Genomic DNA, 8,089 nt, shown 5'->3' with positions numbered 1-8,089 from the left:
TTTTGGTTACGGGCGCAAATCGCGGCATCGGCAAGGCGATAGTTGAGTCGTTTATTGAACACGGAGCCACCAAAGTCTATGCGGCTGTTCGTCAGCTCAACAGTGTCTCCTCATTGATTGAACAATACGGTGATCGGGTAGTACCAATTCAGGTTGATTTAGGTGATCCCCAATCTATTATTGCTGCTGCTCAAGCTGCCCCAGATGTGCAAATAGTTATCAATAATGCAGGAGTGTTTCAAGCTGGAACTCCCTTAGCTGAGAATGCGATCGCCGCTCTCGAATTTCAGATGAAGATCAATGTATATGGATTGATCTACATGGCTCAGGCGTTTGCCCCGGTACTCAAAGCCAATGGAGGTGGTGTCTTTGCCCAAATCAATTCTGTTGCTTCGCTCAAGGGTTTCCCCGACTCTGCCACTTACTGTGCCTCAAAAGCTGCGGCCTATTCAATCACCCAGGCATTACGAGAACTCTTGAGTAAGCAGGACACGCTTGTGCTAAGTGTTCACCCTGGCCCGATTGCCACGGATATGGGCGATGCGGCAGGACTGAGTGAGGTTGCACAGCCACCGGCACTTGTGGCAGACGGGATAATAAAAGCTCTCAAAGCTGGGGATTTTCACGTCTTTCCTGACTCAATGGCTAAACAAATGGGCGATGCTTATAAAAGCTTTGCGGAAAATGTCGTTGAGGTACCATCAAGTTAACTACAGGCAAATCAAAGGTTTAATTTACGTTAGTCAACAAGAAAAACTAAAACGAAATTTGTGCGTTTGCAAGATGTCTCTAGCAAGTTTTACCACGCTAGCTTTTACATAACTCATTGCCTTTAGCATCACTGCTCTTCCCAATCAACCAGCACCCCACCCACAATCGCAATCCCCCACTGCGGAAACTTCGCCAGCAATTTCTTGATCAAAATCTGCTTTCGCCGGATCGTCATTCCAGCACGAGAGCAAAAAGTCAAAGCCTGGGTTCTGCATCCGAAGAGGTCGCATATTTGACCTTGCAACTATCGCCTCATGTGACCATTTCTCAAGATTTAGGACGGGAGCGGCTGAATAATCACCTTTAATAGAGTCTTTCAGTTCTCCCTCATAGCTCTGAGGTTTGCATAGATGTATTGCAAATTGAGTAATTCAACCACTACAAAAGAAATATTGTGCTACATTGCGTAAAAGCGCACACTGAAGATGTATGTAAAGTATTACCTAGCGTTTCATTAGCAAAACCTTCATAGAGGAAATTGAGTAGTGGTAAAAATCAAGCAGATTTGGCAGAGATTGATTCCTAAGCCCCAGCACATAGAAAAAGTAGGAGATGTTGTAGAGTCTGGGGCAGAAGTTTCTAAAGCTGTTCTAGAATTTGCGATCGCTCTTGGTGTACTAGCTACTGCTCCATCAGCATCAGTGATAGCTGCTGGGTTATCGTTTGTAGGGATTGCTCGAAATGGATTAAAACTACTGAGTGAAAAGACAAGCCAAAAGTTTGAGATAGAGGAATGGGTAGCGGTTGCTTGCCCCCTAGCTTATATAAATAGCTTTAATACTTTAGTACAGAGAGATATTTGGTTACAAGAAAAGCTGGATGCAGAGATAACAAATCAAGAAGTTAAAGTTCAGTTTAATCAACTAGGAGAAATAGAACTAAGTAATAATCAAGCTGAAAAAGCATTGACGGATTTTCCAAATTCGATACTAGGACAGTTTCTAAACCAGCAATTATCAACTTACTTACAACAGGCTAAAATTGAGCAGAAGATTATTTCCCTAATTACGGCGTGGGTTGCCTGGGATACATATAACTATATAAAACAACTTTTCTTCTACGAGCCAGAAGATGTACGTCAAGTTTTAAATTTGATGATAACAGCAGCACAAGAGGTAAGGGCAAATGATAAATACACTAGCATAGAGTTATATTTGACAGAACAGATATCAGCCTCACCCAGCAATCCAATACTACAAGAGCGATGGAAGGTAATAGGTGAAGAATTTAAAATACCTGATATTTATGTGCCATTAAAGGGTCAGTTGTTAGATAACAATGGTCAATCAAAAGCGCATGAATCGACTGTTAATTTAGAGAATTGGGTAAGAGAGCAACTGAATAAAATTGATAGAAGCCGGCAAGTCATATTTATTCAAGCAGGGCCAGGAAGAGGGAAAAGTGTGTTCTGTAAAATGTTTGCAGATTGGGTGAGGCAAAACGAGCATCCTCGTTGGACACCCATTCTGATTCGTTTGCAGGATATCAAAATATTGGAGAAGGATTTTGAAGAGACTTTGCGAAAAGCAGTAGACTGTGATTTCGCCAAAAATGGCTCTGGTTGGTTAAGCGATCGTAATATCCGCTTTCTATTTATATTGGATGGCTTCGATGAGTTGTTAATGGAAGGCAGAAGCAGTGGTGGGCTAGAAGAATTTTTGAAGCAAGTGGGGGACTTCCAAGAAAACTGTGCCAAAAACCCAGAAAAAGCTCATCGGGTGATAATTACAGGCAGAACACTCGCATTACAAAGTATTGAGCGCTTCTTGCTACCCAACAATCTGGCTCGTGTAGAAATTCTCCCAATGGATGATATTTCCCAAAAGCACTGGTTTGATAACTGGGAGCGATTAGTAAAACAAGAAAGAAAACCTACATTTCAACAGTTTCTACAAGATAAACGATGTCCAAAACGAATTCGAGGCTCAAATGATGAAATTGGGTTAGCTCAAGAGCCACTTTTACTTTACCTATTGGCAGCAATGTATCGGGATGGTGAATTAACCATTGAACTATTTGCTGATACTAGTGCGATTGGAGCAAAAATTTTAATTTATGAAAAGGCGCTGGGTTGGGTACTTACCAAACAACGTTCCAAATATTTAAACCGCTCTCTGACCGAGATGGAAATCGAGGACTTGCGACGTATTCTAGCAGAAGCGGCTGTCTGCGCTGTGCAATCAGGCAAGGAATATGCAGCAATTCCAATGATTGAAGCGCGAATGAATCAAGATAATCGAGCTAAGGATCTGCTGAAGAAAACACAGCAACGCTTACAAGACAATCCTTTAAGAAATGCTTTAGCAGTATTTTATTTACAAGCAAGTACTAAAGGGCTGGGTTCAGTTGAGTTTACCCATAAGAGCTTTGGAGAATTTTTGTGTGCTGAACGTTTCAAGGAATTCTTGGAAGATTGGTCAAAGCCTGGAGATAAACGTAGAAATCTGTATTATATTGATGACGAAACTATGGATCGCCAGATTTACAATTTGTTCTGGTATGGAAGACTAACGTCTGAGATTGTGGAATATTTGATGGAGTTGCTGAAAAATCATTCAGAGTTTGATCCAGACTGTTTATTTGACCGTTTAGAGAGATTCTACTTTCAATGGAGTAATGGAGAATTTATTGATGCGCCATCTGGCAACTTACCCTTCAACACTTACGTGGATATAAAACAGCACAAAATTCCTTCAGGAATAAGGCAAGTTGATATCTATGTCGGACTAAATGTGATGATTTTGCTGCTAGAACTGTATCGTTATACCCAATCTCAAAATCAGCTAAAAGATAAAGAAACCTTTCCTCTCTGTGGAGAAACAGACACAAAAGATTTTGATAAGGATCGATTGCTTCGGATCATTGCTTATAGTAACTCTATATCTGGTTATACGTTTCAACGTGTAGTTGGAAAATTTCTCTCTAGTGTCAATCTTTATCGTTGTCGCATTTTTAGTGCTTATCTCCCTAAAACTAATTTCCAAAATGCCAACTTGAGCTATGCAGATGTAACTAGGGTTAGTTTTGCTGCGGCAAACTTAATGGGCGTTAACTTCACTGGAGCTAATCTCAGTCGCACCAATCTAAGTCAGGCTAACCTAGAAAATGCCAATTTCAGTCAGGCTAATCTTTTTGGCACTAACTTTTTTGGTGCTAACCTCAAAAATATTACCTGGGACGAGCAAACAAAGTGGAATGACGCTCAATGTTTAGAAACAGCAGTAAATGTTCCAGAAACATTGCTGCGAGAGTTAGGGCTAGCCCTGAAGCCTTCTACCCAAAATTTACCACCTAAAGATTTAGATTGAGGAAATTATGATTGTAATTTTGATGGGAGTTGCGGGATCTGGCAAAACCACAATTGGTCAAGCACTTGCAGATGAAACGGGATGGGAATTTAGCGATGCAGACTCCTTTCACTCAGGAGCAGCAAAGGAAAAGATGGCCAAAGGGGAACCATTAACTGATATAGATCGCACACCCTGGTTACAGATAATGCAAAATTCTATCACTCAATGGTTACAACAAGAGAAAAACGTCATCTTGGCTTGCTCGGCCTTGAAAGCTAGTTATCGCCAAATGCTCTATTGCGATCATCCACAGGTGCATCTATTTTATCTGAAAGGGAGCTATGAGTTGATTGAGCAAAGATTGCATAATCGCATTGGCCATTTCATGAAAGCTGGTCTTTTACAAAGTCAGTTTAAAACGCTAGAGGAGCCAACCCAAGCAGAAGCAATTTATATTGATATTTCACAAAATTTAGAGATGATTGTTCAAGAGATAAAAAATTACCTGTAGCTGGCAGTCCATTTCACCAACACCCCATCCACAATCGCAATCCCCCACTGGGAAAACTTCGCCAGCAACTTCTTGATCACGATCTGCAAAGCCGGATCATCATTCCAGCACTCTTGCAAGAAATCAAACCCCGGATTCTCCCCTGAATTCGCCGCTCGATTCAGTTTTTCCCTTCTTACAGGTCGCATATTTGCCCTTGCAACAATCGCCTCATGCGACCACTTTTCAGGATTTGGCACGGATGCGGCGGAACCTTCACCCTCATCAACTGCTTTGACTTCTCCACCCGAAACCGAGTTTTCAGCCAACAACGAAGCGGAATTACCTGCTTCTACTTGCCTCTGTGTTTGATTAGCGATCGCTGAAGTTAAAGGTTTTTCAATTTCGGCAGGTAGCGCGGCGGGACAAGTGCCTTTATGAAAACTAATAATTGTATTGCTAAACAGCACATTAAAGTACTAGCTTTGCTAAAGCTGCCAAGTTTAAACTATTTAAAATACTAGATTTAATTGGACGTTTTTCATCCCAAAATATTAGAGATGAATAAAAATCTTTCGCTAGTGAAGAAGTTAGAAGTTGATATGATTCGTATGCACTTTCCTCATCAAAAAAGCTGAGAAAATAAACAGTATCATCAAAAATAACAGGCTTTTGATTTATTTGACCGACTAACCTAAAACTTAATTTTTTGTAAAGTCCACATATTGCTATTTTCCAAGGTGCAAAAGTATATGAACCAACACCAAAAATAGAGAATCTAGGGCTATTTTGATAAATTTTACTTTTTCTACTATTTAAAAGACTTTCGTGCTTTTCTAAATATGCCCATGTTTTAGGCGCTAAATATTTTATAGATTCAGTAGACTCGCCAACGAGACTTTGAGTAACTAACATATATCGATCAGTCGCTTTTGTTTTATTTTGGGCAACGGAAGAACCTTTGATTAAAGGGAAAATATAAGTTTCTTCGAGTTCATAAGATTCTCCTAACCCGTTTATAAAATAGTCATTGTTTTTGCGAAATTCCATTACGCTAGCGCAATCATGCTTAATACCAGAACGCCATTTTGTTTTTGATTGTTTATTATATAAGTCTTCTACTTGTTTAAATGTAATCAAATCCCTAACAAGAATATTATTTGAATAGCCTATACGAGAGCAAACTAAGCTTTCAAGACTATTAAATACATCACAATAATACTTCTGTGAGTTTGAATCAAATTTACAGAAAAATAAGCAAGCTTCAACAGCAGCATCAAAATATTTTTTACAATCTATCTTGTAAACTGCACAGTAAGCAAGATTTAGCTTTTCAGAATAGATATAATTTAATATTTTTCTAGAAACCGAAGTTTTACAAAGCACCGCTAGATAACTATTATACTTCTGTAAGTATTGTACAAACTGTATGAGCATCCATTCTGATATATCAAAATTACTTTTTCCCGTAATTGCATCTAAACCAGTATGATTTTTAAAATTGCTCTTTTTGGGCAAATTTACGCCCCCAATACTACCCTGTCGTGAGTTTGTTACCCAAGGTAAATTACCAAGCACTAATATTTCTTCATTTGATTCACCTATTAGTGATAACCAATCTACTTGAAAAAAATCCTCACATTTAATTTCAATTCTTTGGTCATGTAAAAACTTTTTTTCTTCTATAATTTGTTTAAAATAATCAAGGTTTAATTCAATTCCTAAAATTTTTTTTGCTGAGTCAAAACAAGATGAAGCAGCTTCAACAAAATTTCCTATCCCACAAGTAGGCTCAATTATAATATGTGGCTTAACACCAAGCTCTACTAGCTTTTTACATACTTGATCGGCTAATTCTATCGGCGTTTGAAAATCGCCGTATTCTACTTTAAGTTTCTGAACAGTACGCATCAGGGATTAGCTCTATAAACGGTAATTATACCTTTTTCTTGACCAGCACGTTCTATCACTCTCCCATACTGAAGCCGCCATTGCAAAGCATTGGAAATAGTCAAAAATCCCTGTAAAGGTGGATTTATCAAGATTTCATCCGCAATGTTACTTGCTTCAAGTTCATCAACAGGCAAATTGCGGTCGAGCATAAAAGCAATTAGGTCATCTTTATTACCTTCATTCTCTAAAATACTAGAAATTCCACGTGTCATCTGAAAATCTGCGGTTCTTTCAGCACTAACATAAATGGTATGCAAGATATTCAGAGTAGCCGTGCGGTTTATACTATTATCTGCCTTATCGTAGACAAAAATAAGCAACGAATAGCCAAGCCCAAAAATTTTTTGGCGTGCAGATTTGAATGGGCATGATGATTGTGGTTGTCTAACACTTGTTACCTTCATATCTATAAGCAACCCTGGAAAATCAATACCACTTGCAGAGTTTCCTTGTATGAAATCGTACTTAGCTTTTAAGTAAAGTCGAAATTTCTGTTCCAGGTAAGTTCCAACAGCTTTTCCATCAGTAACACCATACAGCAGAGGTTCTGGATGCTGAGACTCGGCTAATGAAAATATTTCAGCTTCTAAACAGAGGATTTCTGCTGTCAAAATTGGCATAAGTAAAGGAAAACACAGGGTTAAACACCATATTTTATATCGAAGCCACTAGTTTTCAATTATTGAAACTCAATTAGCTCAAAATATACAGGGAACTTTTATCAAAGTGAGGCAATGGCTACAATGTGTTCAGCAATTTTCACTCATTGTAAGCTAATCGTCATTCATTTTTCCAGGCTGATCGGCTCGTAGTAAGGGCTTTAGCCTTAGTGTTATGCAACTTAAATGCTGATCAGCTTACTCAACCAATTTCCCATCCATAACTGCTACCTTCCACTGCGAAAACTTCGCCAGCAGCTTCTTGATCACAATCTGCAAAGCTGGATCTTCATTCCAGCACTCTTGCAAAAAGTCAAAACCCGGATTCTGCCCCGAATTCACCGCAACCTTGAGCTTCTGCATCCGCTCCGGTCGCATATTTGACCGCGCAACAATCGCCTCATGCGACCATTTTTCAGGATTTGGCAAGGGCGGCGCGGAACTTTCACCCTCATTAATTGCTTTGACTTCTCCACCTGAAACTGAATTTTCAACTAACAACGAAGCGGGATTACCTGCTTCTACAAGCTTTGGTGTTTGTTCTGCAATCGCTAATCTTGGAGAAAATTCATTTTGTGCGACGGGCGCGGCGGAACAAGCACCTTCATGACAGTCTCTCGGCTCAACACCACAATTTTGATTTTTAGCCAACAACGGAGCAGGATTACTTTGTGCGGTCTCCACAAGCGCTACCATCGTGCATTCCATTGCCACAGGCAAGTCTTCCTCCTTCTCTGACACGCCTTGAACAGTCTGAGGCGACGCGCCCCCCAAGGGCGCAATCGCCGTCTCCTCCTCACGCGAAATTCGTGTAAGTGTGTCAGAGACACTCCTCACAATCTCTTTTGTAGAGTTTGTGAGGAGTTTCTGACCAGTTCGTGAGGTTTTCTGGAACGCTTGCTCTGACTGAGTTTGACCTAAAATAG

The 8,089-nt window shown here is 39.8% G+C and carries 7 protein-coding genes and 1 pseudogene; 3 read left to right on the top strand and 5 right to left on the bottom strand.

What is annotated here, in order from left to right; all coding sequences use genetic code 11:
- Nucleotides 1-2: 2 nt before the first annotated feature.
- On the top strand, nt 3-710 hold the full coding sequence (locus tag V7K55_RS23130; RefSeq protein ID WP_334835005.1) for an SDR family oxidoreductase: 708 nt from the start codon (nt 3-5) through the stop codon (nt 708-710).
- Nucleotides 711-854: 144 nt separating this feature from the next.
- On the opposite strand, the gene V7K55_RS23125 is transcribed toward V7K55_RS23130, so the two are convergent.
- Nucleotides 855-1,001 carry a hypothetical protein gene (locus tag V7K55_RS23125; RefSeq protein ID WP_334835004.1) on the bottom strand — a complete coding sequence of 49 codons (147 nt, stop codon included), beginning with the start codon at nt 999-1,001 and terminating at the stop codon, nt 855-857.
- Nucleotides 1,002-1,256: 255 nt separating this feature from the next.
- Between V7K55_RS23125 and V7K55_RS23120 the strand changes: the two genes are divergently transcribed.
- Nucleotides 1,257-4,079, top strand: a complete 2,823-nt coding sequence (locus tag V7K55_RS23120; RefSeq protein WP_334835003.1) for a pentapeptide repeat-containing protein — start codon at nt 1,257-1,259, stop codon at nt 4,077-4,079.
- Between the two features lie 7 nt (nt 4,080-4,086).
- On the top strand, nt 4,087-4,572 hold the full coding sequence (locus tag V7K55_RS23115) for a gluconokinase (protein ID WP_334835002.1): 486 nt from the start codon (nt 4,087-4,089) through the stop codon (nt 4,570-4,572).
- On the opposite strand, the gene V7K55_RS23110 is transcribed toward V7K55_RS23115, so the two are convergent.
- The 4 genes and pseudogenes from V7K55_RS23110 to V7K55_RS23095 form a co-directional block, all read right to left on the bottom strand.
- A complete protein-coding gene (locus tag V7K55_RS23110; protein WP_334835001.1) occupies nt 4,563-5,021 on the bottom strand; it encodes a hypothetical protein in 459 nt (152 codons plus the stop codon). The genes V7K55_RS23115 and V7K55_RS23110 overlap by 10 nt on opposite strands.
- Nucleotide 5,022: 1 nt before the next feature.
- Nucleotides 5,023-6,465, bottom strand: a complete 1,443-nt coding sequence (locus V7K55_RS23105) for an SAM-dependent methyltransferase (RefSeq protein ID WP_334835006.1) — start codon at nt 6,463-6,465, stop codon at nt 5,023-5,025.
- Nucleotides 6,462-7,124 (bottom strand): restriction endonuclease, encoded by a 663-nt coding sequence (locus V7K55_RS23100; RefSeq protein ID WP_334835000.1) that lies wholly within the window; start codon nt 7,122-7,124, stop codon nt 6,462-6,464. Before V7K55_RS23100 ends, V7K55_RS23105 begins: the two co-directional genes overlap by 4 nt.
- Before the next feature lie 237 nt (nt 7,125-7,361).
- Nucleotides 7,362-8,089 (bottom strand): annotated as a pseudogene (locus V7K55_RS23095) (hypothetical protein); the annotation flags it as partial.

Origin of the sequence: Nostoc sp., from assembly GCF_036919895.1 — a bacterium.
Lineage (GTDB): Bacteria > Cyanobacteriota > Cyanobacteriia > Cyanobacteriales > Nostocaceae > Nostoc.
This window is presented reverse-complemented; position numbering and strand designations above follow the sequence as displayed.